Raw genomic sequence first — 25,739 nt, 5'->3', positions numbered from 1 at the left:
CGAGAACGCACCGTAGACGCGCGGCGGAGGTTCGATGTCCGTCCCGCGAGTGTGCCCGACACCGCCCGCCCGCGGCGCGAGTGTCGGTGGCACGATCCCGGTGCGGGATCAGAATCGCGCCTGCGTGGGGCTCGCGAGGCGCGTTTCGCGTCCCGCGACCGAGGGGAGGTCCCGTGGGGGATCGAAACCTTGCCTGACGGGCGCTTGCGAGGGGCGGGATCCATCCCGCCCCGTGCGAGCGCTGCCGCGGAGGGGTCAGGGGGAGAGGAGCGTGGCCGTGTCGGTCACGGTGATCTGCGGGGGATAGAGGCTCATGACCTGCACGGCGGCGGCGTGGTTCTCGGCCGTCGAGCCGGCGCAGGCGTCGGCGGCGAGCGTCACCCGTGCTCCGGCATCCGCTGCGGCGAGGGCGGTGGACACGACGCAGCAATCGGTCGACACCCCCGCCAGCACGATCCGGCCACCGCGACCCACGATCGTCTCCAGCTCCGGGCCCCACTTGCCGAACGTCGGGAGGTCCACGGGAGGTTCCGGAGACAGGCCATCCGCCTCCGGAACCAGCGCGTACAGCGGGTCGTCGGCGGGGCGGTCGGCGAACGGCCATGCGGCGAAGTACTCGCCCCAGGAGGTGGAACGGTCGGCCGTCGGGAGCCACCGGGTCACGATCACGCGCTCGCCGAAGGCGTCCGCGAGCCGCCGGATGTTCACCATGGCGTCGGCGAAGAAGGGCGAGCCCCAGGCCGAGTCCGGTGACGCGAAGATCACCTGCGGATCGACGACCACGAGCCAGGCGTCGCCCGGCCCCGCAGGCCGAGGTGCAGCGGAGCCTGCCGACGGGCTCACGACTCCTGCCGCCGGATCTTCCCGGCCCGCGCGAACCAGGTCACGAGGAACGACAGCACCAGCGCCACGAACACCCCGAGGTTCGCGTACGCCCAGTCCCCGTCCGCCCCGCCGACGAGGAACAGCAGGTATCCCTGCCAGTTGTTCCACGGCGCCGCGTCGGCGAAGCCGTTGAGCACGAGACCCCAGCCGATCACGCTCGCGACGACCATGGTGCCGATCGACGTCCAGTCCCAGGCGCCGTACCGCCCGCGGCTGTCGAACAGGGCCTCCTCGTCATAGTCCTTGCGGCGACGGAGGATGTCGGCGATGAGGATGCCGGCCCACGAGGCGAGCGGCACACCGAGGGTGATGAGGAAGCTCTGGAACGGGCCGAGGAAGTCGGTCGCGAAGAACACCACGAAGATGGTGCCGGCGGTGAGGATCGCGCCGTCGATCGCCGCCGCGGACGGCCGCGGGATGCGGATGCCGAGGCTGAGCAGTGTCAGGCCCGAGGAGTAGATTCCGAGCACGGCGCCGGAGACGAGGGCGAGCACCGCGGTGAGCAGGAACGGCACGAGCACCCACAGCGGCAGGATGCTCGCGAGTGCGCCGATCGGATCGGCGGCGATCGCGGCCATGAGGTCGTCGTCCGAGCCCGCGAGCAGCAGACCGAACACGACGAGGATGACCGGCGCCACCGAGCCGCCGATCGTGTTCCAGGCGACGATCGCGCCGTCGGACGCGGTGCGCTTCTGGTAGCGCGACCAGTCGGCGGCGATGTTGATCCACCCCAGCCCGAACCCGGTCATGACCATCACGAGCGCGCCGACGACCTGGCCGATGCCGCCGTCGGGACGGGCCAGCACCGTGGCGAGGTCGATGGCGGGTGTCGCGAGGATGATGTAGAGGATCGTGACGACACCGGTGATCCAGGTGAGCACCGACTGCAGCCGCATGATCGTGTGGTAGCCGAGAACGGACGCGGCGACGATGAGACCGGCGACGATCACGGTCGCGAGGATCTTCAGCCAGAGGCTGTCGCCGTCGCCCCCGAGCTGCGTGATGACGGTCGCCGTTGCGAGCACGGCCATGATCGCGAGGAACGTCTCCCAGCCGATCGACGTCAGCCAGGACACGATGCCGGGGACCTTCTGCCCCTGCACGCCGAATGCGGCCCGGGAGAGCACCATCGTCGGCGCAGACCCCCGCTTGCCCGCGATCGCGATGAGCCCGCAGAGCAGGAACGACACGACGATGCCGATGACCGAGACCAGGGTCGCCTGCCAGAAGGAGATGCCGAAGCCGAGCACGAACGAGCCGTACGACATCCCGAAGACGGAGACGTTCGCCGCGAACCACGGCCAGAACAGGTCACGGGGCTGGGCGATCCGCTCGGACTCGGGGATGATCTCGATGCCTGCACGCTCGATGAGAGCCGGCCTGATGTCGGTCATCCTCACATCCTGGCACTCCGCGACCGCACTCCGCGCCGCGGGTCTCAGCCCGCGAAGAACGCCCCGGTCACGCGGGTCAGGTCGTGCAGGTCCGAGACCCCGGCGAGTTCCCTGGCGGAGTGCATCGAGAGGATCGGGATGCCGACGTCGACCGTACGGATGCCGAGCCGCGTCGCCGTGATCGGGCCGATGGTCGAGCCGCACGGCACGCTGTTGTTCGAGACGAACTCCTGCGTCACCACCCCGGCCCGGTCGCACCAATCCCGCCAGGACGCGGCGCCGACCGCATCGGTCGCGTAGCGCTGGTTGGCGTTGAGCTTGAGGATGGGGCCGGAGCCGAGGACCGGCTGGACGACCGGGTCGTGCCGGCCGACATAGTTCGGGTGCACGGAGTGGCCGACATCGCTGGAGAGGCACCACGACGACGCGTAGGCCTGGCGGCGGGCGGAGCCGTCGGCACCCAGGCCGGCGTACAGCCGCTCCAGCACGTCCTCGAGGAAGGGGCCCGCAGCGCCGGAGCGCGACTCGGAGCCGAGCTCTTCGTGGTCGAACGCGGCGAGGACCGCGATCGGAGCACCCGACGCCGCCTCGTGCGCCGCGAGGGCGACGACGCCCGCGTGCACGGAAGCGAGATCGTCGAGCCGCCCGGAGGCGAAGAACGCGTCATCCTTGCCGAACACGGCGCCCCGCGCGGCATCGGCGACGACGACGTCGTACCCGCGGATCTCGGCGGCGTCCACTCCTGCGGAGGTCGCGAGCTCCGCCAGTAGGTCGGCCTCGGTCGGGTCGCCGAGACCCCAGACCGGCTGAGTCTCCGTCTGCTTGTCGAGCGCGAGGCCGTTGTTCACCCCTCGGTCGAGGTGGATGGCGAGCTGGGGCAGGCGCAGGAGCGCTCCGGTGTCGGCGAGGACGACCCTCCCGTCGGCGAGCGCCAGTCGGCCGGCGAGCCGCAGCTCCCGGTCGAGCCAGGAGTTCAGCAGCGGACCGCCGTACACCTCGACCGCGGCCTGCAGCCAGCCGCGGGCTCCGGTGGTGGGCTGGGGCTTGAGCTTGAAGCCGGGGGAGTCCGTGTGCGCGCCGAACACCTGCACGGGCGTCGTGGCGGTCGCGTCCGGCGGCACCACCCACGCGATCGCCGCGCCATCGCGGACCACGAGGTACCGGCCCCCGGGCTGCGCGGGCCAGGCGTCCTCCTCCTGCAGCCGCGTGAACCCGACCTCCTCCAGGCGACGGGCGACCTCCGCGGCGGCGTGGTAGCTCGACGGGGAGGCGGCGACGAAGTCGGCGAGGTCTTCGGCGTGGGCGAGGGCGTCCGGGGTGACGGGCATGGCATGACCTTCCTGCGCGGGATGTCCTTCGAGCGTAGTCGCGCTCCGAGGCCGGTCCCGGACCTCGGTCGGGGATAGGGTGGTGACGATAGCGCCTAGGGTTCCGGGGTCCGCACCCGTCTGGTCCGAGCGGCGCCACGGTCCCCCTCCAGAGGAGGACCGTCATCTGACAGGACAAAAGCCCGGAGGACCCCATTCGTCGCGCCCGCGGCGGAGGAAAGGGTCTGCCGTGTCCGCTGTCGCTCTCGCACTCGTCCTGGCTGCCGCCGTCGCCCACGCCTCGTGGAACGTCATCGCGCACGGCATCAGCCGCGCCGGTTCCCCGTTCCTGTGGTGGGGTGCCGTCGCCAGCACCGTGGTGTGGGTCGGGGTCGTACCGTTCACCGGAGGGATCGGTGCCGCCGACCTGCCCTCGTTCGCGCTCGGGGTCTCGGTGTCCGCCGTCCTGCACGTCGGCTACATGGCCGTGCTGCAACGCGGCTATCGGGAGGGCAGCCTGTCGACCGTCTATGCGACGGCGCGGGGCACCGGCCCGTTCCTCTCGGTCATCGTCGCCGTGCTGCTGCTGGGGGAGCGGCCGTCCGCTCTCGCGCTGCTCGGTGTCGCCGCGGTGATCGTCGGCGTGGTCGCGATCGGGTTCGTCGACCGTCGGCCCGCGGGGAGCGGGCGTCGCATCGACCCCGGGCTGCTGTTCGGCGCCCTCACCGGCGTGGCGATCGCCGTCTACACGATCTGGGACGCGCACGCGGTGCGGGAGTGGGGGCTCTCGCCGGTCGCGTTCATGGTCGGCACGACCCTCTTGCAGGTTCCGTTCTACTCGGTGGCGGTGCGCGGCCGATGGGGTGCGGTCCTGGCGTTGGGGCGCACACAATGGCGGCGCATCCTGGCGTTCGGCATCCTGTCGCCGTTGTCCTACATCCTCGTGCTGACGGCCATCCAGCTCGCGCCGGTGGCTCTCGTGGCGCCCCTGCGCGAGGTCAGCGTTGTGCTCGTGAGTCTGTTCGGTGCCTTCGTGCTGCGGGAGTCGCGGCCCGGGTGGCGGATCGCCGCGTCACTGGTGGTTCTCACCGGCATCGTGCTGCTCGCCCTCTGAGGGCGCGCCTCAACGGAAGGTGACGAGACCCGCGTGCGCCGCCGTGACGAGGATCTGGACGCGGTCCCGCAGGTGCCACTTCGACATCATGCGGCCGAGGTGGGCCTTCACGGTGCCCTCCGACACGATGAGCGCCTTGGCGATCTCGGCATTCGACATGCCCTTCGCGAGGCACTGAAGCACTTCTTCCTCTCGCTCGGTGAGCGGTTCGAGGGGTTCGGTGGCGGCGGCAGGAGTCGAGTCGCGCACGTGGCGGATCAGCATCGAGGCGATGCGCGGCGACAGGGAACTGGCGCCGGCGAACACCTCGCGCACGCCGGTGACGATCTCCTCCGCACTGGAGTCCTTGAGCAGATAACCGGATGCGCCCGCGCTCAGCATGGGGAGCACGGTGTCGCTGCCGTCCAGCGTCGTCACGGCGAGCACCCGGACGTCGGGCCAGCGCTCGGCGATCGCTGCGGTGGCCGCGATGCCGTCCATCTCGGGCATCTGAACGTCCATCATGACGACGTCCGGCTTCTCGCGCTCGACAGTCGTGAGGGCCTCCGCGCCGTCCTCCGCCTGCGCCACGACGGTGATCTCGGGCGCGCGCGACACGAAGTGCGACAACGCGGAGCGGACCAGAGGATCGTCATCGACGATCACGACGCGGATTTCCTGCATGGAGGAAGCCTAACCGCGTGAAGCAGGCGCTCTGAGGATGTAGACCTTTGGCTATCGAGGTCTGGACGAAGGCCAGATGTGCGCTCCGCGCGCCGCCGAGAAGATGAATACAGACATCGACAAACGGCACTAAATCGGAGGTGAATGTAATGACTTTCTGGCAGCAGGTTGGCAAGTTCTTTGGTCTCGTCCGCTAGAGTACCTGGCGAATAGGAGATAGTGAACCATGGCCTTCGACCATTCGATCCGCGGTTCCGCGGATTCGCTCCGGCTCGGTCGAGGCGAGAAGCTCACCGCCGTCGAACGCATCGTCGTTCTGGTGATCATCTCCATCCCCGTCGCCGTCGACGTGATCGGACTCATCGTCGCCCCGGGTGCGAACCCGGCGGCCGTGCTGGTGAGCATCGCGTCATCGGCCGTCTTCGCCCTCTACCTCTGGAAACCCCTTATCGCGACATGCGCCCTCGGCGTCGTGTTCGCACTCTCTTTCTTGGCAGGAACCGAATCCCAGGTCCTGACCGCCGCCGCTGTCGCGGCCGGGCTGGTCATGCGACTCGGGTGGACCGCGTTGATCCTGTCGTACACCGGTGCCTTTCTCGTCGCCGCCGCCCTCGTCGCTTTCGGTGACGGTGGCTCCGGCGTCAACGTGGCGCTCTTCCTGGTCTTCGCTGCCGTGTCCGGTGCCGTGGGCTTCGCCCTTCGAGTGGCGTTCGCCCGCGGCAGCAGGCTCGAACGTCAGCTGGAGGCTGCGGCTGAGCAGGAGAAGGAAGCCGTCCTCGCCGAGCGACGATGGATCGCCGGCGAGTTGCACGACAGCATCGCGCACCACCTCACGGTGGTGTCGTTGCACGTGCAGATGCTCGAAGACCCCGAAACCAGCGATGGCTCCCGGGAGGCGATCCGCGTCGCCGCCCGCAAGGCCATGACCGACCTCCGCTTCGTGATCGACCTCGCCGACGACGGACCGCGCGCTGCGGGTATGCCGACCGGCGACCTCATCGCTGCGGTCGAGGAAGCGCAGACCGAGTTCGAGGCCGCCGGGCACACCGTGATCGTCGACGGTGACCCCGGCGACGAGCGGATCCCACGAGCGGTCGAGATCGTCCTCGCGCGCATCGTGCGGGAGTCGGCAACGAATGTGTTGAAGTACGCCGGCCCCGGCACCGTCGAGATCCGTCTCACGGTCGACGACGACAAAGCCCACCTGTCCCTCCGCAGCCCGCTGCCGACGACGCCCCGTCGTGAGCTGTCGTCCAGCCGGACCGGACTGGGGCGCATGGCGGAGCGCGTCATGGGAGCCAGCGGCGAGTTCAGCGCCGGAGAGGTGGAGGGCTCCTGGCTCGTCTCCGCGGTGTTGCCGGTGGTGTGACCGCCGCGTATCCTGAGACGACGCCCGTCGATATCGACGCCGGACCGTAGACGAAAGTCTACGAGCGTCTCGACATTCGGCACTTCAGCGCCTCCGCCGCGCCGACATATCCTGAAGGCTCCCCAGATAAAGCGTCCCCAGCGCTGCGATCGCGGGCGCGATCTTTCTGGCTTCTTGAACTCCCGCGCCCGCGGTCGCGAATCTGTCTCCGGCCTCAGCCGCCGACCGCACGCATGTAGTGCCCGTCCGTCGAGATCCCGGAAGCGGCCACCGTGAACCGGACCACCTCGCTGAGGTAGCGGTCCTCCGACGCCTCGAAGATGCGCCCATCGGCGTCCCTCGATGTCCGCGTCAGGCGCAGGATCGGCGTCCCTCGCGGGACGCGAAGGAGCGCGGAGTCCTGCTCATCGGCGGCCACCGCGTCGATCACGTGCTGCAGCGTGACGATCGGGTGACCGACGGACGCGAGGTGCTCCGTGATCGATACCGCGTCGAGGTCGACCTCGAACAGCCGCCGACCGACGTCCTCGGTGTAGAACAGGCGCTCCAACATGGTGGGTCGCCCGTCGAGGAGCCGCAACCGCACCACGCTCACGATCGTGTCGTCCGGCGCCACGCCGAGAGCCGGGCCGAGATCGCCCGCCCGCCGCAAGCTCAGTTCCTGCGTCTGCGCGCCCGGCGTGACACCGAGTTCCCTCGCCCAGCGGGTGAACGGCACCGAGACGTCCACGGCCTGGTTCGCTTTGCGCGCCACCACCCGAGCGGGTCGCCCGCGGCTCGTCTCGATCAGGCCTTCGGCACGCAGCGCGGCCAGCGCGTTGCGGATCGGGCCGCGGGACGTCCGCCAGAAGTGCGCCAACTCCGCCTCGGTGGGGACCGCATCTCCCGGACGGAGGACGCCGCCGACGATCCGCGTGCGCAGGTCGTCGGCGATCTGGGTGTACACAGCTTCGGCCACATAGGTACATTACTTCGTCACGCGCCGTCTCGGCACGGTGTTCCGACCGTATTCACCCAAGCGAATGGCGGGTGAACGCCGCCTGAACTCTTCCGAGATAGGTATACATCTCGCCGAGCGGACTGAGAGAGTCATCCGTGGATCACCCCTCCCACCTCCGAAAGGTCCTCATGAAGCTCCGCGCTCTCCCCGCCCTCGCCGGCGCTGCGATCCTCGCGCTCGGTCTCGCCGCCTGCTCCGGATCGGCCGACGCCACCGACGCCCCGGGCGATGCACCGTCGGCCGACGGCTACGCCGTCGACGAGAACACGCTCGTCTTCGGCGTCGTACCGGACTCGGTGGACACCGAGACGAACTACCAGCCGCTGATGGACTACATCGCCGAGGTCACCGGCAAGACCGTCGAGTACCACGAGTCCACCGACTACGCCGCGCTCATCGAGGCGGCCGTGGCCGGGAAGGTCGACGTCGCCTCGTTCTCGGGCTTCACCTACGTCACCGCGACCAACAACGGCGCGAAGCTCACCCCGATCTCCTCCATCGTCACCGAGGAGGGTCAGGAGCCGGGCTACTACTCGCAGGCGATCGTCCCGGCGGACAGCGACATCACCCGCCTCGAGGACTTCGCGGGCAAGAAGATCTGCTTCGTGGACCCGTCCTCGACGTCCGGCTACCTCTTCCCGTCGTACAACCTCATCGAGGCCGGTGTCGACCCGAAGACCGACATCACCCCGGTGTTCGCGGGCAAGCACGACGTCAGCGTGCAGAAGGTCGGCGAGGGCGTCGAGTGCGAGGCCGGCTTCGCCGAGGACTCCGAGGTCGAGAAGTCCGACAAGGTGAAGGTCATCGCCGAGACCATGGTTCCCGGTGCCCCGCTCGTGTACTCCTCGTCCCTTCCGGATGACGTCGCGCAGCAGCTCGTCGACGGTCTCGGTGAGGTCACGATCGACGACATCATCGCGGCCGGCATCGACAGCGCCGACTCTGACGCGTTCCGCAGTGTGTTCTTCGCCACCAAGCCGGTGGACGACGCGTACTACGACCTCATCCGCGACATCTGCGCCGAGACCGACGCCGAGCAGTGCCAGGGCTGACGCCCCGCGCCTGACGACAGGAGAAGCCATGACCGCGGCACCCGATACCCTCATCCGCCTCGACGGCGTCACCAAGACCTTCGGCAGCACCACCGCCCTGAAGGATGTCTCACTCCAGGTGGCGCGCGGCGAGATCGTCGTGCTGCTCGGCCTCTCCGGTTCCGGTAAGTCCACCCTGCTGCGGCACCTCGACGGCCTGGAGCTGCCCAGCTCCGGCGCTGTCGAGGTGCTCGGCGCGGCCGTCCCCGCGATGAACGGCCGCGGGCTGCGTCGGCTCCGCAGCCGCGTGGGCTTCATCTTCCAGCAGTTCGAGCTCGTCCCCTCACTGACCGTGCTGGAGAACGTGCTGACCGGATCGCTCTCCCGGATGCGCGGGCCGCGGCTCGGGCTGTGGAGCTATCCGCGGGCCGCGAAGCTCACCGCCTTGGAGCACCTCGACCGCGTCGGCCTGCTCGACCGCGCCTACCAGCGCAGCGACACGCTGTCCGGCGGACAGCAGCAGCGCGTCGCGATCGCCAGGGCGCTCATGCAGAAGCCGGCGATCCTGCTCGCGGATGAGCCCGTTGCCTCCCTCGACCCGGAGTCGAGCGAGCAGGTGATGGCGCTCATCCGCGAGATCGCCGCGGACGAAGGGCTCACCGTCGTGTGCAGCCTGCACCAGGTCGACCTCGCGATCCGATGGGCCGACCGGATCGTCGGTCTCCGGCACGGCGAGGTCGTCCTGGACACCCCGACGGACGGACTCTCCAAAGCCGAGGTGATGGAGATCTACGGACGCGTCGCGACGACCACGGCCGAGATCCGCGCTGTGCAGGTGGAGCTCGTCGACGCCGTGACCACGGTGGAGGCGTCATGACGGCGGTGGAAGCCTCGACGCGGGGCGCTTCGACAGGCTCAGCGACCCACGGGGGCGGCTCAGCGACGCAGGGCGGGTCAGCGGCCCACGGGGGTGGCGGGAGCGTCGCGGACCGGGCGCCGAAGCAGCCGATCTCGCCGGAGCGGATCGCCGCCGGCCTCACGCTCGTCCTGCTCGTCGTGCTGGGCATCCTCGCGGTGCGCGATGTCGGGATCTCGATCCCCGCGATGGCGCAGAGCTGGGGCAACGCCGAGAACTTCCTGGCGCGCGTCGGCGGGCTCTCCTTCCCCGAGCCGGCCGACCTCGCGTGGCTCATCGCCTTGACCGTCGGCCTCGTGCTCGTCGGAACGCTGCTCGCCGCCGTGCTCTCGGTGCCCATCGCCTACCTCGCCGCCGCGAACACCACCCCGGGCGCGGGCTGGCGAGCAGTCGCCCGGTTCCTCGGCGTCCTCACCCGTGCGCTGCCGGACGTCGTGCTGGCCATGGCGTTCGTGCTGATGTTCTCGCTCGGCACGCTCCCCGGGATCCTCGCCATCGGCATCCATTCGATCGGCATGATCTCCAAGATGTTCGCCGATGCCATCGAGCAGATCGACGAAGGGCCGCGCCTGGCGATCCGGGCGGCGGGCGGCTCGAAGCTCCAGGAGTTCACCGCCGGGATCCTTCCGCAGGTGCTGCCCAGCTGGGTGGCCACGGTGCTGCACCGCAACGACATCAACCTGCGCGGCAGTGTGGTGCTCGGCTACGTCGGCGTCGCGGGCCTCGGGCTCGAGATGTCCTACGCGTTCAAATCCCTGAACTACGGCAAAGGGCTCGGGATCGCACTCGTGATCTTCGTCCTCTGCATCGTGATGGAGATCATCTCCAGCATGGTGCGCGGTGCGATGCTCGGGGAGCAGAAGCAGACGCGGTCCTGGATGGACCGGATCGTGCATCCGCGCCTACGGCGGCGCCCCGTCACGCCAGCGCCCGATCGACCCGCGTGGGCCGCGAGCCCGCAGACCGCGGTGCGACGCCCGTGGACGGCGCAGCGGGCGCGGCACACCGCCGCGGGGATCGCTGCGGTGCTCATCGTGATCGGCAGCGTCGTCGTGAGTCAGATCACCTGGTCGGATCTCTTCACTTTCTGGGCCAAGCTGCCCGATGTCGCCGCCCGGTTCTGGCCTCCGTCGTTCGGGAGCTACGACACCGTCGCGATGCTCGAGGCCATGCGGGAGACCGTCGCCATCGCGCTCGCGGCCACCGTCCTCACCCTCCTGCCGTCGCTGCTGCTCGGGTCGTTCGCCGCCCGGAACGTCGCCCCGAGTCCGGCAGGGCGCGGCACGGCCCGCCTGCTTCTCGTGGGAATCCGCGGCATTCCCGAGCTCATCCTCGCCATCGTCCTCGTCGTCATCACGGGTCTCGGCGCGCAGGCGGGGGTCATCGCGCTCGCGATCGGCGGGATCGGGCTGCTCGGGAAGCTCATCGCCGACTCCTTCGAGGAGGTCGATCGCGGACCAGAGCGCGCGCTGAAGGCGGTGGGTGCCACGCGCCTGCAGACCTACACGTCGGCCACGCTCACCCAGGGCACCCGCGCACTCATCGGACACAGCTTCTACATGCTCGACACCAACATCCGCGCGGCCACGATCCTCGGCATCGTCGGCGGCGGCGGGGTGGGCTACTACCTGTTGAACGCCAGCCAGGGATCGCGCTACGAGACCGTGACCGCGATCGTGCTGATGATCCTCGTGACCGTGCTCGCGGTCGAGGGAGTGGCGATGTGGATGAGGAAGGTGTTCCGATGAACACGACGAATCAGGCGGCGGACGTCGTCGTGGTGGGGGCGGGCATCGTCGGACTCGGTGCCGCCGACGCGGCCGTGCGCCGGGGGCTCCGTGTCGTCGTCGTCGACCGCAGCGCGGCTCCGACCGGGGCCACGATCCGGAACTTCGGGCACCTCTGCATCGGTGCGCAGGGCGGCGAGGCGCGCCGATACGCGGACGCCTCCCGTGAGCTCTGGCTCCGGCTCGCCCGCGACGCCGGGTTCTGGCTCCGCGAGTCCGGCACGCTGGTCGCGGCGCGAAACGAGGACGAACTCGCCGTGCTCACCGCGGCGGCACGCGACGGGGGCATCCGGATGCTGGAGCCCGACGAGCTCCTCCGCCGTGCCCCGCTGCGTCGGGACAGCCTCGTCGGCGGTGCGCTCGTCGAGGCCGACCTGCAGACCGACCCGCGGACCGCGGCGACGGCCATCGTGCGTCACCTCCGGTCGCGGGGCGTCGAGTTCCGCTTCCGGACCGCGGTGACCGGACTCGGCACGGGCCGGGTGGAGACGACGCGCGGCAGGATCGACGCCGGGCTGATCGTCGTGGCGGTCAACCACGACATCGACCAGCTCCTGCCTGAGGTCGCCGAGCGACACGGCGTCGTGCGCTGTGCCCTGGACATGATGCGGGCGGCGGTCTCGTTCCCCCGGCCGCTGACCGCTCCGCTGCTGACCGGCTGGTCCCTCATCCGGTACGGCAGGTTCGCCGACGCACCCGAGGCCCGCGCGCTCCGCCAGCGCCTGCACGCCGAACGCCCCGACCTCGCGGCCCTCGACCTCAACCAGATGTACACACAGCTTCCGGACGGCACGCTCATCCTCGGCGATTCCCACGCCACCGACGCCGCCCCCGCGCCGTTCCAGCCCGAGGCCGCCTTCACGGCGTTCCTGAGCGAAGCCGAGATCCTCTTCGACATGCCGGTGCCGCGCGTGATCGAGCGCTGGCAGGGCGTGTACGCGAAGGCTCCCGGCGAGTTCCTCGTCGACCATGGCGACGACGGGGCCCTCGTGCTCGCCGCCACGACCGGCATCGGCATGACCTGCGGCCTCGGGCTCGCCGACCTGCACCTCACCGCCGCCCTCGGCGGCACCCCCGCTCTGGAAGGAACACCATGACCACTCCGATCGAACTCGTCGTCCTCGACATGGCCGGCACCACCGTCGTCGACGACGGGGTGGTGGAGCAGGCGTTCCGGCGAGCCGCCGAGCGCACCGGCGTCACCGACCGCATGCCCTGGGATGAGGCCCTCCGCCACGTGCGTGACACGATGGGGCAGTCCAAGTTCGACGTCTTCCTCCACCTCGCCGGCGGCGACGCGACCGCGGCGCAGGCGGCCACCGTGGCATTCGAGGACGCCTACGCCGAGATCGTCGCGGAGGAAGGGGTCGCGGAGATCCCCGGTGCAGCGGACGCGATCCAGGGCGTGAAGGATGCGGGCCTCGCCGTGGTGCTGACGACCGGATTCGCTCCCGTCACCAGGCAGGCGATCCTCGACGGCCTCGGGTGGGGAGGGCTGATCGACCTCGCGCTCTCGCCGGTGGACGCCGGCCGCGGGCGCCCGGCGCCCGACCTCGTCCTCACCGCTCTGCTGCGCACGCAGACGTCGGCAGTGCGGGCCGTGGCCGTCGTGGGCGACACCGTGAGCGACGTCGAGTCCGGTCGGCGCGCCGGGGCGGGCTTCGTCGCAGGGGTGCTCACCGGAGCCCACGACCGTGCCGCGCTGAGCGGAGCGGGCGCCCATGCGGTGCTCTCGGACGTCACGGCGCTGCGGGCGGCTCTCGCCCAGCGCGACCTCCTCTCCGCCGTCAGCGTCCGCTGAGGGCCCGGCCGTGGGAACGCTGCTGGTCCGCCCGCCCGGTCACCGGAGGGACGTCGCCCTGCGCCCGGCCGCGACCGCGATGGTGTGGATCGGCGAGGGCCATCCGTACGAGACGATCGCCGTGCCCGGTGTCGCGCTCGCCGACCGGGACGTGCTGGTCGCGGTCGAGATGTCGACCGTCTGCGGCTCGGACGTGCACACCGTGCAGGGTCGTCGGGCGGCTCCGGTGCCGCTCGTCCTCGGACACGAGAGCGTCGGTCGGGTGATCGCGATGGGCGACGACGGCGCCGAGGCCGCGGACGGCACGCCGCTGCGGATCGGTGACCGCGTGGTGTGGTCCGTCACGGTCTCGTGCGGCACCTGCGACCGCTGTCGTCGCGGTCTCGGTCAGAAGTGCCGCGACCTCGGCAAGTACGGTCACGATCGCGTCGGCGCGCACGGCGACCTCACGGGAGCTTTCGCCAGTCATGTGCAGCTGCGCGCGGGGACGACCATCGCGCGGGTACCGGAGGCACTGCCCGCCGCGGTACTGGCGCCGGCATCCTGTGCCACCGCGACCGCCTGGGCCGCCGTCGAGCGGGCCGCGCGCGACATCGACCTCGACGGTGCTGCGGTGCGCATCCACGGTGCCGGACTGGTGGGCATCTGTGCCGCCGCGATCGCCGCGGAGCGTGGCGCCGTCGTCGAGGTGCTCGATCCCGACGCAGATCGCCGTGCCTTCGCATCCCGCTTCGGCGCCACGGTGATCGAGCGAGAACCCGATGTCGTGATCGAGGCGTCAGGGCACGCTGTGGAGGAGGCGCTCGGTGGCGTCGCCGTCGGCGGTACGGTCGTGCTCGTCGGGAGCGTCTTCCCCGCGCCCCCGCTGCCTCTGGACGCGGAAGACCTCGTCCGCCGGCTCATCACCGTCGCAGGCGTCCACAACTACGGCGCGGATGATCTCGCCGCGGCCGTCGCGTTTCTCGCGGGACGTGGTCGTGCCTACCCGTTCAGCGAGGCGGTCGGCTCCGTGCGGGCGCTCGCCGACATCGACGCCGCCTTCGTCGAGGCCGCCGCCCCGGGAGCGCCCCTCCGCGTCGGTCTCGTGCCGGGGCGCTGACCGCTCAGTCGGAGCCGCTGCGCCGAGGGCCCGCGGGGTGCAGCCCCTCGGCGTGGAAGGCGAGCAGCCGCACCGCGGCATCGACGCTCGCGGACAGGATCTCGTCCGGATCGCCGGTCAGCGCGAGTCGGCGGTGCCCCGCGTCGTCAGCGGTCGCCCAGCCGAGGTACACCGTTCCCGCCGGGTGACCGCCCTCGGGCCCCGGCCCGCCCACGCCCGTCGTCGAGACGCAGATGTCCGCGTCGAAGAGCGCGCGTGCCCCCACGGCAAGCTGCTCGGCGCAGGCCGCCGATGTGGGGTCGGTCCCCGGCGTCAGGCCCAGCACACGCTCCTTCACCTCGGTGAAGTAGGCCACGATGCCCCCGGCGAACCACCCCGATGCCCCCTCGCCCGCGCCGATCGTGTTGGCGAGCCGCCCGGACGTCAGCGACTCCGCCACGCTCACGCGCAGGCCTCTGGTGCGGGCGAGCTCGCCGAGGCGGTCCAGGTCGGGGGTGTCGTTCGGTGCGGTCATCGGGCGCTCCTCTCATCGGGTCCGTCCCACGCTACGGTCCCGCTTCGAGACAGGCGCAGGGGATTGACAAAGGCACCCGCGTCAAGCCCCTGGATCACCGCGGTCGCCGACGCCAACGTCGAGGGAGTCGGACCATGGAGGAGGACAGGGAAATGTCGGAGGATGCACGGGACACCGCGGGAATGCGGACGATCTTCTGGATCTGGGCGGGGATCATCGCCGTCGGCCTGGCCGTCATGATCGGACTGCCGCTGGGAGGTCGATGACCGTGAACGCGCGCATCAAGGATCACGCCCTCAGTCTCTTCTTCCTCGCGCTCTTCCTCCTGGCGCTGGTCGGTCAATCCATCGCCGGCTTCCTGCGAAACAACGACGAACTCCTCGACCACGGACAGCCGGCCATCGGCTTCCTCGACTTCGTCTGGTCGTCGGACTTCGCGGTCGACGTCGCGGAGAACTGGCAGTCGGAGTTCCTGCAGTTCTTCCTCTTCATCGCGGCGACGATCTGGTTCGTGCAGAAGGGGTCGCCGGAGTCGAAAAAACCCGGCGACGAAGGGCCGGGCGATGACGCCGATCAGCTCGTCGGCACGCACGCCCGCCCGGACTCCCCGCGGTGGGCCCGGGCGGGCGGCTGGCGGACCGCCGTGTTCGGCAATTCGCTTCTGATCGTGATGGGGGCGGTGTTCGTGCTGTCCTGGTTCGCGCAGTCGCTCGCCGGGACGGTCGTCATGAACGAGGAGAACGCGATGCACGGCCTCGCCGCGATCACCTGGGGCGACTACGTGACCAGCTCCGATTTCTGGGACCGCACGCTGCAGAACTGGCAGTCCGAGTTCCTCGCGGTCGGGACGATGGTCGCGTTCGCGATCTACCTCCGCCAGCGGGGTTCAGCGGAGTCGAAGCCCGTCGGCACCCCGCACCATCAGTCGGCCTTGGAATCCGACTGAGACCGCTCGTCGTTGACGTCGGCCTGCGACAGCCGCTCGTCGTCGGCGTCGTAGCCCGGACGCGCCTCCTGCAGCGGCTGGTCGGAGTACTCGCCGCCCTGGCGTCCACCGAAGGGACGGCCGTGGTCGGCGAACTCCTCGCGGGCGAAGACCAGCTCCCACGGGCCGACCGTGAAACGCGATCCGGTACGCAGCGTCTCCGTGCGCTCGCCGGGGTGGGTCGCGTCGGCGTCGGGGTTGGAGTTCATCTCGCCGTCGGCGTGCAGGGTCACCACGTACTCGTCGCGGTCGTCGTGCACCACCGTCGCGTGGACGGGCTCGGTGTCGGCGAGGCGCAGCTCGTTCCCGGCGGCCGATCCGATGCGGACCTCCTCCATGTCGAGCGCGAACTCCGTGCGCTCGTCGTCGCGCCGCACGCGCAGTCGCGGGTTGCCCGCACCGCGCTCGGCGTGGGTGGTGCCGGGCGTGTAGCCCTCCTCGGGACGGTCGTCGATGTGGCGTTCAGTCATGGCGGTGCCCTCCTCGGGTGTCGATGATTCGAGGCTAGCTCGCGTGCGGATCGTGCGCAGGGGCTTGACTTCGCGATTTGTCGTCCGCCCCGGCGAAGGGAATACGCTCTTCCCATAGAGGCCGATGCCGGCGCTGTGCGCCGGGCTGACGCGCATCCGACCGAGGAGCATCACCCGATGGGCAAGTTCATCTACGAAGGCAGCGTGAAGACCGAGATCGAGGATCGGGCGCTCACGCACCTGCAACTCGTCATCACGGCGAAGCTGCGTCGCGGCGAGCCGTTCCCGTTCAGCTGGCGTGAGGACGCCAGCGTCGGCGGCGGCAGGACCACCGTGTGGATCCAGCCGGGGAGCTCCCTCGTCTTCAAGTACTTCGGCAGCCGGCAGCCGGCCGTCAATCGTGCCTGGGTCGAGGCCCTCGCGTTCACGGCGAACGCCCCCGCCGGCCTGTACCTGGTGCCCGAGCCTGCCGAGGGGGCGGAGCCGCCCGGGCACGGAGATCACCCCGGAGCCGGCTGAGCAGAGGGTCCGCGCAGGACGTCGGGCTGTCAACCCCCTGCCGTCCGTCCCTCCCACCCGCGAGGCTCGATCATGACCTGATCGACAGCCCCACGACCCAGGAGGAGCGGATATGACCGACACCACTCGCGACGGCGGCCTCACCGACCCCCGGCACGCCCACCACGAGGACGGGTTCCCGGCGCAGAGCCAGGACCAGCCGGGGCTCACCGAGAAGACCACCCCGGAGCCGGACCACGGCGAACAGTCGTACGTCGGCCACGGCCGACTGGAGGGGCGGCGTGCGCTCATCACCGGCGGTGACTCGGGTATCGGGCGGGCCGTCGCCATCGCCTTCGCCCGCGAAGGCGCCGACGTGGCCATCGTGCACATGCCGGAGGAGCAGGAGGACGCGGAGGAGACGCTCGCGATCGTCCGCGAGGCCGGACGGACAGGTGTCAGCATCCCCGGCGACGTCCGCGAGGAGGCGTTCGCGACGGATGCCGTGCATCGCGCGCGTACCGAGCTCGGCGGCCTCGACGTGCTGGTCCTCAACGCGGCCTATCAGCACGACATCGACGGCTTCGAGAACCTCGACACCGAGAAGATGCGTCGGGTGTTCGACACGAACCTCGCCGGCCTCGTGTTCTCGGCCCGGGCCGCGTTCCCGGATCTCGAGCCCGGATCCAGCATCATCGTGACCTCGTCCGTGCAGTCCGCACAGCCCTCGCCGGGGCTCATCGACTACGCCATGACGAAGGCCGCCCAGGTCGCGTTCGTCAAGGCGCTCGCGGAGGAGGCAGGGCCGCGCGGGGTGCGCGTCAACGCCGTCGCCCCCGGACCGATCTGGACGCCGTTGATCCCCGCGACGGGCTGGGGCCCGGAGCGCCTGGAGACGTTCGGGCAGGACACCCCGCTCGGTCGCGCCGGGCAGCCCGCAGAACTCGCCGGAGCCTACGTCTACCTCGCCTCGGCGGAGTCGTCGTACGTGTCCGGCGCGGTGCTCGCGGTGACGGGCGGCAAGCCGCTCTGATCCGCGGAAGGACGGCGAAGGCGGCGGGGAGGCGGGGCCCCGCCGCCTAAGCTTGTCTGGTGCAGAGACCCGCGGCAACCGGACCCCTCGCGGGCGTCGCGCTCGTCATCGGATCCTGCCTCTCGCTGCCCTTCGGCGCCGCGGTGGCCGCGCAGCTCTTCCCCGTCCTCGGCCCGTGGGGTGTGACGTCGCTCCGCGTCGCGATCGCCGCGCTGTTGCTCCTCGTCATCGTGCGGCCCCGGCCCCGGGCGTGGACCCGGTCCCAATGGCTCGCCGCCGTGCTGTTCGGGGTCTCGTTGGCTGCGATGAACGGGTTCTTCTACGCCGCCATCGACCGCATCCCCCTGGGGCCCGCCGTGGCCATCGAGTTCCTCGGTCCGCTCGTGCTCGCCGCCGTGCTGACCCGTCGTCTCGCCGATGCGGTCTGGGTGGGCGTCGCCCTGGTCGGGATGACGCTGCTGGGCGTGGACGGCCTCGTCGGCGCCGACCCCCTCGACCCTCTCGGAGTGGTCTTCATCCTCATCGCGGCAGGATTCTGGGTCATGTACATCCGGATGAGCGCTCGGGTCGGCGCCCTCATCCCCGGCAGCAGCGGCCTCGCGATGGGACTGGTCGTCGCGGCGGTGCTCCTCATCCCCGTGGGTGTGCCCGCGGCGGCGACGGTGGCGCTGGACCCGCAGCTCCTCCTGCTTGCGGCGGTCACAGCGGTGCTGTCGTCCGTCATCCCGTACAGCTTCGAGCTCGCGGCGCTCCGACGACTCCCGCAGCGGGTGTTCGGGGTGCTGCTGAGCCTCGAGCCGGCGTTCGCGACCCTCGCCGGGTGGCTCATCCTCGGACAGGACGCCACGCCGTTGCGGCTGCTCGCGGTGGCGCTCGTGATCGCGGCGAGCGTGGGGACGACGCTCGGCGTGCGCCGCGACCGGAGGGACGGCGGTGCCGCGGGCCCGTTCACCGCTCCGATCCCGCTTCCCGACTGACGCTCCTCCGGTCGGGCGACTCTCACGCCCGGGCGGCCACCTGCGGCAGCGGGTAACGGCGGCGCAGGATCACCCGCTGCACGAGGGTCCACACCACCGTGACCGTGAGGTAGAGCGCGGCGGCCAGGGGCACGAAGGCCGCGAAGACCGCGGTGAGGTAGTGCAGCGCCGACATCGTCCGGAGCATGCCGGGGGAGCTGAGCGGGGAGTCGTCGCCCTCGACGGGGACCGGACGGAACACCCGGCGGGTGACCTCGGCGGTGACGATCATCACGGCCAGCAGCGCGCCGAAGACCGCGAAGGTCGCGGGGGTCGCCGTGCCGCCGAACAGCGCCGACACGAGACTCGTGCCGAGCGGAGCGCCGAAGAGGTCGTGGGTGAGGAGCTCGTTCGGGTGTCCGGCGATCTCCGGTCGCAGGAACAGGGTGTACAGCAGTCCCACGACGGGTGCCTGCGCCAGCACGGGCAGCATCCCCGCGAAGGGCGAGGTGTTCTCGGCCCGGTAGAGCGCCATCATCTCCTGCTGCAGGCGCTCCGGGTTCTTCCGGTGGCGCTGCTGCAGCGCGCGCAGCTTCGGCGCGAGGCGGGCCCTGGTCTGTTCGGCCCGGGCCTGGGAGATGCCGACGGGGATGAGGAGGGCGCGCACGAGGAGGGTGACGAGGACCACGGCGAGGGCGGCGGCGGAGGAGCCGGCGAGGGGTTCGAGAAGGGTGGAGAGGCCGTTCAGGGCGCCATAGGCGGCGTCCAGGAGCGCGGCGAGGGGAGGGAAGGCGAAGATGTCCACGGGATATCCGTTCGAAGAGGTCGGGAAGGGTCGGCGAAGGCCGCGCGGTCCCGGGTGAACGGACTACGCGGCGGTCGCGACTCCCGGCGCTCGCGGACGCGGGTGTCCGGCGGCATCCGGATCGCTCTGCGGGAGGAGCGTTCCGACATCGATCGCCCGCAACGGGTGCGGGGCGTCGGCGGAGGCCTGGTGGCGCACGCTCAGCACGACCGCGAGCGTGAGGACGGTGACGGCGAGCAGCGCGATGGCGAGGCCGAGCGCGGCGGCATCCGGCATCGTCACGAGACCGAGAGCGGTCGCGACGAAGCCGAGCATCCGCCCGAACCACTCGCTCATGCCGCGAGCTTACCCCGTTCGAGTCGCCCCGATCACGGTATCGGGGCTGCCTCACGAGCCACCGGGACGAATCGAGGGCGTACCGTCGGGGTATGGCGACAGAACTTCTGGGAGTCGAGCATCCGATCGTACTGGGACCGTTCGGCGGCAGCTCGTCGGTGACGCTGACGGCGGCGGTGAGCGAAGCCGGCGGGCTGGGCTCGTACGGGCTGTACGGCTACGACGGCGACCGGATCCGATCGGTCGGGGCCGAGCTGCACCGCGCCACCGATCGGCCCTTCGCCCTGAACATCTGGCTGCCCCTCGGCGACGAGGCCGTGCCGAACCCGCAGCACGCGATCTTCGCGCAGGCGCTGGAGCCGTTCTACGAGGCCGTCGGCGTTCCGGTGCCCGCCCGCCCTGAGCGCTACCTGCCCGATCTCGACGAGCAGCTGGACGCGGTGTGGGAGGTCGCCCCGGCCGTGCTGAGCGTCGTGTTCGGTGTGCCGTCCGCCGCTCTCGTCGCCGAGGCGCACGACCGCGGCATCCGGGTCGTCGGCACCGCCACTACGGTCGCCGAAGCGGTCGCGCTCGCCGAGGCCGGAGTCGATGCGGTCGTCGCCTCGGGAGCCGAGGCCGCGGGGCACCGCGTGTCCTTCCTGCGCCCCGCGAGCGACTCGCTGGTCGGCACCGTCGCGCTCGTACCGCAGGTCGTGGACGCGGTCGACGTGCCGGTCATCGCCGCCGGCGGCATCGCGGACCGCCGCGGGGTCGCGGCGGCCTTCGCCCTCGGTGCCTCCGGCGTGCAGGCGGGGACGGCGTTCCTCGCGACCGCCGAGTCCGCCGCGACGGCCGCGCACCGCGACGCCATCCGGAGCACCGCTGCCGACGAGACCGTGCTGACCACGGCGATGAGCGGACGCCTCGCCCGCGGCGCCCGCAACCGCGCCGTCCGCGCGATCGAGGCGAGCGGCACCATCGCGCCGTTCCCGATGCAGAACTGGCTCACGGGACGGTTCCGCGCGGCTGCGGGGGAGCAGGATCTCGGCGAGCTGCAGTCGCTGTGGATGGGGCAGGCCGCCCCGCTCGCCCGCGGGACGACCGCCGCGGAGGTCTTCGCCGAGCTCGCGGCCGGGGTGACCGCCAGGTGAAGAACGACATGTTCCTGGCGGGAATGGCGTCATCTCCCTCCAGAACGTTCTGGAGGCGCGCAACAACCTCTCGCGCCTGATCGCCGCGTCCCAGGCGGGAGAGGACGTCGTCATCACGAAGCGGGGCACTCCGGTCGCCCGCCTGGTCCCCATCGGGTCCGTCGTCACGCTGCGGAGCGGACGCCTCCTCGTCGAGTGGGCCGACTCCGGGCTGAAGACCCCCGACGCGCTGCACCTCGCCGCTGCCCAGCTGTCCGGGTGCACGGAGCCGTGGACGAACGACGAGCGTCTCGCCGCCGCATCACCCGGTCTCGCCGTGGATATCCTCGACCGCGGCGGAGCGGCAGGGCGCTAGAGGATGACGGTCGAGCGGCCGTGCACGATCACCCGGTCCTCGGCATGCCACTGCACGGCCCGGGCGAGCACCAGACGCTCGACGTCTGCGCCGCGGCTCTGCAGCTCCGCCGCGGACTCGGAGTGCGTGACCCGCGTGACGTCCTGCTCGATGATCGGCCCCTCGTCGAGGTCGGCCGTTGCGTAGTGCGCCGTGGCCCCGATCAGCTTCACGCCGCGCTCCTTCGCCCTGGCATAGGGGTTCGCGCCGATGAAGGCGGGCAGGAATGAGTGGTGGATGTTGATGACCGGAGCCTCGAGCCGCGTGATGAAGTCGTCGCTGAGGATCTGCATGTACCGGGCGAGCACGACGAGGTCGACGTTGCCGCGCAGCAGGTCGAGCTGTCGTTCCTCCATCGCCTGCTTGTCGGTCGAGGGGATGTGCACGAACGGCACGCCGAAGGAGCGGACGGCCTCGGCGAGGTCGGGGTGGTTCGAGACGACCATGGTGATGTCGATGTCGAGCTGCCCGCGCTGCGTGCGCCACAGCAGCTCCATGAGGCAGTGGTCGTACTTCGACACGAAGATCGCCACGCGCTTGCGGCGGGCGACGTCGTGCAGCGACCAGTCCATGCCGAAGCGCTCCGCGACCGTGGCGATGTCGGCCTCCAGCGCGGGGCGCGCGGCGGCCAGCCCGTCGAGGTGGATCACGGTCCGCTGGAAGAACCGGCCGCCCTCGGAATCGGTCGAATGCTGGTCGAGCGAGATGATGTTCGCCCCGTGCTGGGCGAGCACGCCGGCGACCGCGGCGACGATGCCGGGCTGGTCGTCGCAGGCGATCAGCAGGCGGGCGGTATCGGGCTGGGTCATGGCTGCTCCTCGGGGTGTGCATCGATTCTGCCGTGCCGCGCGGGTGGGGAGCGAATCGCCCGCGGCGTCGCTACCCTGAGACCGTGGATGCGAGCGACGTCGGGCTGGTGCTGGTCCCGCTGCTGGCGGTGGCCGCGCCGTTGCTCGCCCGCGGCATCCGTCCGCTCGTCCGGGTGCCGATCGTCGTGTTCGAGCTCGTCCTCGGCATCCTCGTCGGGCCCGCCGTGCTCGGCTGGGTCGAACCAGGACCCCTGCTGGAGAAACTCAGCGACTTCGGCCTGGCCGTGCTGTTCTTCGTCGCCGGCTCCGAGATCGACTTCCGGCAGGTGGCCGGCAAGCCGCTCGCGCGGGCGTCGCTGGGCTGGCTGCTCAGTGTGCTGCTGGGCATCGGCCTCGGCTTCTTCTTCGCCCCGGGCGAGGGCATGGTCGTGATCGGGATCGCGCTGAGTTCGACCGCTCTGGGCACGCTCATGCCGATCCTGCGCGACGCGAAGGAGCTGGACACTCCGTTCGGCCGCGCCATCAGCACGATCGGCGCCGTGGGGGAGTTCTTGCCGCTGATCGCGATCTCGATCTTCCTCAGCACCCGGACGACGCCCCTGGCCACGGCGGTGCTGCTGACGTTCGTCGTGCTGGCGGGACTCGCCGTCCTCGTCGCGCACCGCGTGCCGCACGGCCGTCTGCACGGCATCGTGCGCGCCACCCTGCACACCTCCGATCAGTTCGGCGTGAGGTTCGTCATCCTCCTGATCGCGGCGCTGGTCGGCCTCAGCGTGATGCTCGACCTCGACATGCTCCTCGGAGCGTTCGTCGCCGGCGCGATCTGGCGCATCATCATGGCGCGTGCCCCGGAGAAGGATGCGGAGGAGGTCGAGAGCAAGATCGAGGGCCTCGCGTTCGGCTTCCTCGTCCCGGTGTTCTTCCTCTACACGGGGGTGACCTTCGACCTGCAGGCGCTGCTGACGTCTCCTTCGGCGATGTCCCTGGTGCCGGTGTTCCTGCTGGCGCTCCTGGTGATCCGCGGCGCGACGGCCCAGCTCTCCGCCCCGGCGGGAGTGAGCGGACGTGACCGCGCCGCCCTCGGCCTGCTCGCGGCCACCGGGCTGCCGATCATCGTCGCGGTCACCGCGATCGGCGTGGACCAGGACATGCTCGACTCGGGGACCGCGGCCGCGCTCGTCGGGGCGGGCATGCTGTCGGTGCTCCTGTACCCGCTGATCGGGATGACACTGCGGGGCGATCGTGCCCAGGTCGCCGGCCCGCGCCTCGCCGACCAGACCACGCTGGGGGAGCTGTGACCACCGCCTCCGCCCTGCTGACCCAGGCCGTGCAGGAGCTCGCCGGCGCACCCCGCGAGGGCCTCGGCGAGGAGAAGGACTCGCGCTGGCGCGGGCGGCGGATCGTCCGTGTCGGCGAGGCCTGGCACCTCGGCGTCCTCCTGCTCACCGACACGCATGCCCTGGCGACGGCGGAGGTGCTCCGCGCGGCGGACCCGGGGCGTCGGGGATACACCGCCGAGTCCGCGCGGGCACGGGCCGAGCGTCGCGCGCTGGCCCTCCGCGGCGGCTTCCACGAGGGGGATGTCGTGCACGTCGGCTGGAGCGTGATCGACGTCGACGCGGTGGACGCGGGAGGCTCGTCCGGTCCGCTCGCGCTCCTCGACGGCGTGCCGTCGGTGCGCTGGAGTCAGGCGGGCGGGTTCATGCCGCTGGAGGCTTACCTGCGCGAGCGCATCCCGCTGCTCCGCGGTGATGCCCCGACCTGAATTCAGCCGAACAGCTCGGCGTCGACCGTCGCCTGATCAATCTCAGCACGGTTCATGGCTGGCGCCGGTGATGGGTTCCCCGAAAGGAGATCGCGCGGACACCTCGCTGCGATGCTGCTATCCGGCAGCGGAGTGGCATACGCTACGTCATCCGAACCCTCCGCCGACGCGGACGCGACGGCGACGCTCGAGCTGCCGGCAGACATGACGGATGCGGAGCTCCAATCACTCCTAGATGCGAACGACGACACCGTGAACTTCACCTCGACGACGGGGGTATCCGCGCGTGCGGGAGGTGACTACTGCCTGATCTTCCCGGGGAACACGTGGAACAGGAAATCCGGCAACATCTACAAGTACGGCACGGTGGGATCGAAGCGGCGCTTGGGTAACTGCACAGGCGGTGTTGTCAAGACGAAGCTGGAAAGTTACGTGTACAAGCGGACAGCGGCGGGATGGACAAAGGTGACGAAACCGTTTGTGAGCTATGGCACGGGCAACATGGAGCAGAAGTCTGTGCAATACGTCTGTAAGGGCCAGGGGACGAACACGTTCCAGGTGATCAGCGTGGGGACGGGGACGAACTCTCGTGGACAGAGTGCCGTGGGAACTGATTCCACCGGCCCCTACTCACTGACGTGCCAGTGATCTGAGCCCAAAGGTGTCAGATCTCCACGCGAGTGGCCCTGTCAGTCAGGCGCCACGGCACCGAGAACTCCGCAAACTTCATTCCATTCGAGGACATGTGACTGACCTCATCGGCATAGGTATCCGCATCTTCGCGGTTGTCGAAGACGCCGTAGATGCCAGCGTCATCCTCGTCGTCGAACACAATCCATACAGACTTCATCCCTGCATTCTGCCGTCGACGCCACCTCTGAGACACCACAGCCCGCGGTCCGCCAGCTACGCGCGGACGAGCCGCTGAGCGCCAACGGCGGTCTTGAACGTGGGTATGGCTCAGCCGAACAGCTCGGCGAAGCGGCGGAGCAGGGCGGCGCCCTCGGTGACCGAGGCCGCGAGGACCTCCTGCTGCACCGCGTCGAACTGCGCCGGGTCGAAGTACCCCGTCGTGCGGTAGAACGTCATCCGATCGGCGAAGTCGCGCGGCGTCGGCTCGGGATGGAACTGCGCGGCGTACAGGTGCGTCCCCACGCGGTAGGCCTGCACGGGGCAGGCCGCGTTGGTGGCGAGCAGCACGGCCCCGGGCGGGGTCGCCGCGGCACTCTCCTTGTGCGCGGTGAAGACGGTGAGTGCCGGACCGGACGGGCCGAACACGGGATCGACCGCGCCGTCGGGCGTCGTGTCGATGACCGTCGCGCTCGCCGGCTCCGGCATGGTCGTCACGACCTCGCCGCCGAGGAGCCGGGTGAGCACCCCGATGCTGAAGCACGTGAAGAAGGCGGCGATCCGCTGCTCCCACGCCGCGCGGGCGAGCGTCTCCAGGTCGGCCTCCACGCGTCGCTGCACCGCAGTCTTCTCGGCGTCCGTGACGTTGAACGGCGAACCGCCGACGACGACGCCGCGGTACCGGTCGAGGTGGGCCTCGGTCAGCGGCTCGTGCAGCAGATCGAGACGATCGACCACGTCGACTCCGAGCGCCCGCCGGAACGAGGCGTGCTCGGCATCCGCCGCCCCGGTCTCGGGTCGCACGCAGACGTAGAGAAGCGAGGCCATC

29 protein-coding genes are annotated in these 25,739 nt (G+C 70.6%); 17 read left to right on the top strand and 12 right to left on the bottom strand.

The features are described from left to right. Window positions 1-255: 255 nt before the first annotated feature. The 3 genes from FY549_RS01675 to FY549_RS01665 are packed head-to-tail and all read right to left on the bottom strand — an operon-like array spanning window position 256 to window position 3,607. Window positions 256-843 carry a cysteine hydrolase family protein gene (locus FY549_RS01675; RefSeq protein ID WP_200838662.1) on the bottom strand — a complete coding sequence of 196 codons (588 nt, stop codon included), beginning with the start codon at window positions 841-843 and terminating at the stop codon, window positions 256-258. Continuing rightward, a complete protein-coding gene (locus FY549_RS01670) occupies window positions 840-2,279 on the bottom strand; it encodes a purine-cytosine permease family protein (RefSeq protein ID WP_149083540.1) in 1,440 nt (479 codons plus the stop codon). The genes FY549_RS01675 and FY549_RS01670 overlap by 4 nt, the downstream gene beginning before the upstream one ends. A 44-nt stretch (window positions 2,280-2,323) precedes the next feature. Then, complete coding sequence (locus tag FY549_RS01665) at window positions 2,324-3,607, bottom strand: M18 family aminopeptidase (RefSeq protein WP_149083539.1); 1,284 nt, start codon at window positions 3,605-3,607, stop codon at window positions 2,324-2,326. 229 nt (window positions 3,608-3,836) lie between these two features. Between FY549_RS01665 and FY549_RS01660 the strand changes: the two genes are divergently transcribed. Beyond that, entirely contained in the window at window positions 3,837-4,700 is an 864-nt protein-coding gene (locus tag FY549_RS01660) for an EamA family transporter (protein ID WP_149083538.1), read from the top strand. A 9-nt stretch (window positions 4,701-4,709) separates the two neighbouring features. Here the strand turns inward: FY549_RS01660 and FY549_RS01655 are convergent, their stop codons facing one another. Then, window positions 4,710-5,363 (bottom strand): response regulator, encoded by a 654-nt coding sequence (locus tag FY549_RS01655; protein ID WP_200838663.1) that lies wholly within the window; start codon window positions 5,361-5,363, stop codon window positions 4,710-4,712. A gap of 226 nt (window positions 5,364-5,589) precedes the next feature. Here FY549_RS01655 and FY549_RS01650 point away from each other — a divergent pair, with 226 nt between their 5' ends. Beyond that, window positions 5,590-6,732 carry a sensor histidine kinase gene (locus tag FY549_RS01650; RefSeq protein WP_149083537.1) on the top strand — a complete coding sequence of 381 codons (1,143 nt, stop codon included), beginning with the start codon at window positions 5,590-5,592 and terminating at the stop codon, window positions 6,730-6,732. 214 nt (window positions 6,733-6,946) lie between these two features. Here FY549_RS01650 and FY549_RS01645 read toward each other — a convergent pair whose 3' ends face one another. Further along, window positions 6,947-7,690, bottom strand: coding sequence for a GntR family transcriptional regulator (locus FY549_RS01645; RefSeq protein WP_259614181.1), 744 nt, complete (start codon window positions 7,688-7,690; stop codon window positions 6,947-6,949). 137 nt (window positions 7,691-7,827) lie between these two features. Between FY549_RS01645 and FY549_RS01640 the strand changes: the two genes are divergently transcribed. The 6 genes from FY549_RS01640 to FY549_RS01615 are packed head-to-tail and all read left to right on the top strand — an operon-like array spanning window position 7,828 to window position 14,366. Further along, entirely contained in the window at window positions 7,828-8,784 is a 957-nt protein-coding gene (locus FY549_RS01640; RefSeq protein WP_200838664.1) for a phosphate/phosphite/phosphonate ABC transporter substrate-binding protein, read from the top strand. A 28-nt stretch (window positions 8,785-8,812) separates the two neighbouring features. Further along, a complete protein-coding gene (gene phnC, locus FY549_RS01635; protein WP_149083536.1) occupies window positions 8,813-9,640 on the top strand; it encodes a phosphonate ABC transporter ATP-binding protein in 828 nt (275 codons plus the stop codon). Continuing rightward, window positions 9,637-11,427, top strand: coding sequence for a phosphonate ABC transporter, permease protein PhnE (gene phnE, locus FY549_RS01630; RefSeq protein WP_149083535.1), 1,791 nt, complete (start codon window positions 9,637-9,639; stop codon window positions 11,425-11,427). Before phnC ends, phnE begins: the two co-directional genes overlap by 4 nt. Beyond that, complete coding sequence (locus tag FY549_RS01625; protein WP_149083534.1) at window positions 11,424-12,563, top strand: TIGR03364 family FAD-dependent oxidoreductase; 1,140 nt, start codon at window positions 11,424-11,426, stop codon at window positions 12,561-12,563. The genes phnE and FY549_RS01625 overlap by 4 nt, the downstream gene beginning before the upstream one ends. Continuing rightward, window positions 12,560-13,267 carry an HAD family hydrolase gene (locus FY549_RS01620; protein WP_149083533.1) on the top strand — a complete coding sequence of 236 codons (708 nt, stop codon included), beginning with the start codon at window positions 12,560-12,562 and terminating at the stop codon, window positions 13,265-13,267. Before FY549_RS01625 ends, FY549_RS01620 begins: the two co-directional genes overlap by 4 nt. A gap of 10 nt (window positions 13,268-13,277) precedes the next feature. Beyond that, the gene (locus FY549_RS01615) at window positions 13,278-14,366 is read left to right on the top strand and encodes an alcohol dehydrogenase catalytic domain-containing protein (RefSeq protein WP_187614900.1); all 1,089 of its coding nucleotides are present in this window, start codon (window positions 13,278-13,280) and stop codon (window positions 14,364-14,366) included. Window positions 14,367-14,370: 4 nt separating this feature from the next. Here the strand turns inward: FY549_RS01615 and FY549_RS01610 are convergent, their stop codons facing one another. Continuing rightward, a complete protein-coding gene (locus FY549_RS01610) occupies window positions 14,371-14,880 on the bottom strand; it encodes a CinA family protein (RefSeq protein ID WP_149083531.1) in 510 nt (169 codons plus the stop codon). Between the two features lie 262 nt (window positions 14,881-15,142). Here FY549_RS01610 and FY549_RS01605 point away from each other — a divergent pair, with 262 nt between their 5' ends. Beyond that, window positions 15,143-15,826, top strand: coding sequence for a DUF6766 family protein (locus FY549_RS01605; protein WP_187614899.1), 684 nt, complete (start codon window positions 15,143-15,145; stop codon window positions 15,824-15,826). Here FY549_RS01605 and FY549_RS01600 read toward each other — a convergent pair. Continuing rightward, window positions 15,802-16,335, bottom strand: a complete 534-nt coding sequence (locus FY549_RS01600; protein WP_149083530.1) for an FHA domain-containing protein — start codon at window positions 16,333-16,335, stop codon at window positions 15,802-15,804. The two genes, FY549_RS01605 and FY549_RS01600, sit on opposite strands and share 25 nt — an antisense overlap. Before the next feature lie 177 nt (window positions 16,336-16,512). Between FY549_RS01600 and FY549_RS01595 the strand changes: the two genes are divergently transcribed. The 3 genes from FY549_RS01595 (at window position 16,513) to FY549_RS01585 (ending at window position 18,843) form a co-directional block, all read left to right on the top strand. Continuing rightward, window positions 16,513-16,854, top strand: a complete 342-nt coding sequence (locus FY549_RS01595) for an ATP-dependent DNA ligase (RefSeq protein ID WP_149083529.1) — start codon at window positions 16,513-16,515, stop codon at window positions 16,852-16,854. A 112-nt stretch (window positions 16,855-16,966) separates the two neighbouring features. Then, the gene (locus FY549_RS01590) at window positions 16,967-17,866 is read left to right on the top strand and encodes an SDR family oxidoreductase (RefSeq protein ID WP_149083528.1); all 900 of its coding nucleotides are present in this window, start codon (window positions 16,967-16,969) and stop codon (window positions 17,864-17,866) included. Window positions 17,867-17,925: 59 nt separating this feature from the next. Beyond that, on the top strand, window positions 17,926-18,843 hold the full coding sequence (locus tag FY549_RS01585) for an EamA family transporter (RefSeq protein WP_149083527.1): 918 nt from the start codon (window positions 17,926-17,928) through the stop codon (window positions 18,841-18,843). A 22-nt stretch (window positions 18,844-18,865) separates the two neighbouring features. Here the strand turns inward: FY549_RS01585 and FY549_RS01580 are convergent, their stop codons facing one another. Both FY549_RS01580 and FY549_RS01575 read right to left on the bottom strand, forming a co-directional pair. Beyond that, window positions 18,866-19,627 carry a YidC/Oxa1 family membrane protein insertase gene (locus FY549_RS01580; protein ID WP_149083526.1) on the bottom strand — a complete coding sequence of 254 codons (762 nt, stop codon included), beginning with the start codon at window positions 19,625-19,627 and terminating at the stop codon, window positions 18,866-18,868. A 63-nt stretch (window positions 19,628-19,690) separates the two neighbouring features. After that, a complete protein-coding gene (locus FY549_RS01575; protein WP_149083525.1) occupies window positions 19,691-19,963 on the bottom strand; it encodes a DUF6412 domain-containing protein in 273 nt (90 codons plus the stop codon). A 92-nt stretch (window positions 19,964-20,055) separates the two neighbouring features. On the opposite strand from FY549_RS01575, the gene FY549_RS01570 reads away from it, so the two are divergent. Then, window positions 20,056-21,093 (top strand): NAD(P)H-dependent flavin oxidoreductase, encoded by a 1,038-nt coding sequence (locus tag FY549_RS01570; protein WP_149083524.1) that lies wholly within the window; start codon window positions 20,056-20,058, stop codon window positions 21,091-21,093. Between the two features lie 31 nt (window positions 21,094-21,124). Further along, window positions 21,125-21,448, top strand: coding sequence for a type II toxin-antitoxin system prevent-host-death family antitoxin (locus tag FY549_RS16890; RefSeq protein WP_149085939.1), 324 nt, complete (start codon window positions 21,125-21,127; stop codon window positions 21,446-21,448). Here FY549_RS16890 and purU read toward each other — a convergent pair. After that, complete coding sequence (gene purU / locus FY549_RS01560; RefSeq protein ID WP_149083523.1) at window positions 21,445-22,296, bottom strand: formyltetrahydrofolate deformylase; 852 nt, start codon at window positions 22,294-22,296, stop codon at window positions 21,445-21,447. The genes FY549_RS16890 and purU overlap by 4 nt on opposite strands. 83 nt (window positions 22,297-22,379) lie before the next feature. Here purU and FY549_RS01555 point away from each other — a divergent pair, with 83 nt between their 5' ends. The 3 genes from FY549_RS01555 to FY549_RS01545 are packed head-to-tail and all read left to right on the top strand — an operon-like array spanning window position 22,380 to window position 24,709. Then, window positions 22,380-23,594, top strand: coding sequence for a cation:proton antiporter (locus FY549_RS01555; protein WP_149083522.1), 1,215 nt, complete (start codon window positions 22,380-22,382; stop codon window positions 23,592-23,594). Continuing rightward, window positions 23,591-24,061 carry a glutaminase gene (locus FY549_RS01550; RefSeq protein ID WP_149083521.1) on the top strand — a complete coding sequence of 157 codons (471 nt, stop codon included), beginning with the start codon at window positions 23,591-23,593 and terminating at the stop codon, window positions 24,059-24,061. The genes FY549_RS01555 and FY549_RS01550 overlap by 4 nt, the downstream gene beginning before the upstream one ends. A 54-nt stretch (window positions 24,062-24,115) precedes the next feature. Next, entirely contained in the window at window positions 24,116-24,709 is a 594-nt protein-coding gene (locus tag FY549_RS01545) for a hypothetical protein (RefSeq protein WP_149083520.1), read from the top strand. Window positions 24,710-24,725: 16 nt separating this feature from the next. Here FY549_RS01545 and FY549_RS01540 read toward each other — a convergent pair whose 3' ends face one another. Together FY549_RS01540 and FY549_RS01535 are read right to left on the bottom strand one after the other, a co-directional pair. Continuing rightward, entirely contained in the window at window positions 24,726-24,911 is a 186-nt protein-coding gene (locus tag FY549_RS01540) for a hypothetical protein (RefSeq protein WP_149083519.1), read from the bottom strand. Between the two features lie 110 nt (window positions 24,912-25,021). Continuing rightward, window positions 25,022-25,738, bottom strand: coding sequence for a glutamine amidotransferase-related protein (locus FY549_RS01535; protein ID WP_149083518.1), 717 nt, complete (start codon window positions 25,736-25,738; stop codon window positions 25,022-25,024). Between the last annotated feature and the right edge of the window lies 1 nt (window position 25,739).

Origin of the sequence: Microbacterium sp. 1S1, from assembly GCF_008271365.1 — a bacterium.
In the GTDB taxonomy this organism is placed as follows: domain Bacteria; phylum Actinomycetota; class Actinomycetes; order Actinomycetales; family Microbacteriaceae; genus Microbacterium.
This window is presented reverse-complemented; position numbering and strand designations above follow the sequence as displayed.

Coding starts and splice junctions, on each gene's coding strand:
- FY549_RS01670 (WP_149083540.1), bottom strand. CDS start 2,279: ATGACCGACATCAGGCCGGCTCTCATCGAGCGTGCAGGCATCGAGATC.
- FY549_RS01665 (WP_149083539.1), bottom strand. CDS start 3,607: ATGCCCGTCACCCCGGACGCCCTCGCCCACGCCGAAGACCTCGCCGAC.
- FY549_RS01655 (WP_200838663.1), bottom strand. CDS start 5,363: ATGCAGGAAATCCGCGTCGTGATCGTCGATGACGATCCTCTGGTCCGC.
- FY549_RS01650 (WP_149083537.1), top strand. CDS start 5,590: ATGGCCTTCGACCATTCGATCCGCGGTTCCGCGGATTCGCTCCGGCTC.
- phnC (WP_149083536.1), top strand. CDS start 8,813: ATGACCGCGGCACCCGATACCCTCATCCGCCTCGACGGCGTCACCAAG.
- phnE (WP_149083535.1), top strand. CDS start 9,637: ATGACGGCGGTGGAAGCCTCGACGCGGGGCGCTTCGACAGGCTCAGCG.
- FY549_RS01625 (WP_149083534.1), top strand. CDS start 11,424: ATGAACACGACGAATCAGGCGGCGGACGTCGTCGTGGTGGGGGCGGGC.
- FY549_RS01620 (WP_149083533.1), top strand. CDS start 12,560: ATGACCACTCCGATCGAACTCGTCGTCCTCGACATGGCCGGCACCACC.
- FY549_RS01610 (WP_149083531.1), bottom strand. CDS start 14,880: ATGACCGCACCGAACGACACCCCCGACCTGGACCGCCTCGGCGAGCTC.
- FY549_RS01605 (WP_187614899.1), top strand. CDS start 15,143: ATGACCGTGAACGCGCGCATCAAGGATCACGCCCTCAGTCTCTTCTTC.
- FY549_RS01600 (WP_149083530.1), bottom strand. CDS start 16,335: ATGACTGAACGCCACATCGACGACCGTCCCGAGGAGGGCTACACGCCC.
- FY549_RS01595 (WP_149083529.1), top strand. CDS start 16,513: ATGGGCAAGTTCATCTACGAAGGCAGCGTGAAGACCGAGATCGAGGAT.
- FY549_RS01590 (WP_149083528.1), top strand. CDS start 16,967: ATGACCGACACCACTCGCGACGGCGGCCTCACCGACCCCCGGCACGCC.
- FY549_RS01575 (WP_149083525.1), bottom strand. CDS start 19,963: ATGAGCGAGTGGTTCGGGCGGATGCTCGGCTTCGTCGCGACCGCTCTC.
- FY549_RS01570 (WP_149083524.1), top strand. CDS start 20,056: ATGGCGACAGAACTTCTGGGAGTCGAGCATCCGATCGTACTGGGACCG.
- purU (WP_149083523.1), bottom strand. CDS start 22,296: ATGACCCAGCCCGATACCGCCCGCCTGCTGATCGCCTGCGACGACCAG.
- FY549_RS01545 (WP_149083520.1), top strand. CDS start 24,116: ATGGCTGGCGCCGGTGATGGGTTCCCCGAAAGGAGATCGCGCGGACAC.
- FY549_RS01540 (WP_149083519.1), bottom strand. CDS start 24,911: ATGAAGTCTGTATGGATTGTGTTCGACGACGAGGATGACGCTGGCATC.
- FY549_RS01535 (WP_149083518.1), bottom strand. CDS start 25,738: ATGGCCTCGCTTCTCTACGTCTGCGTGCGACCCGAGACCGGGGCGGCG.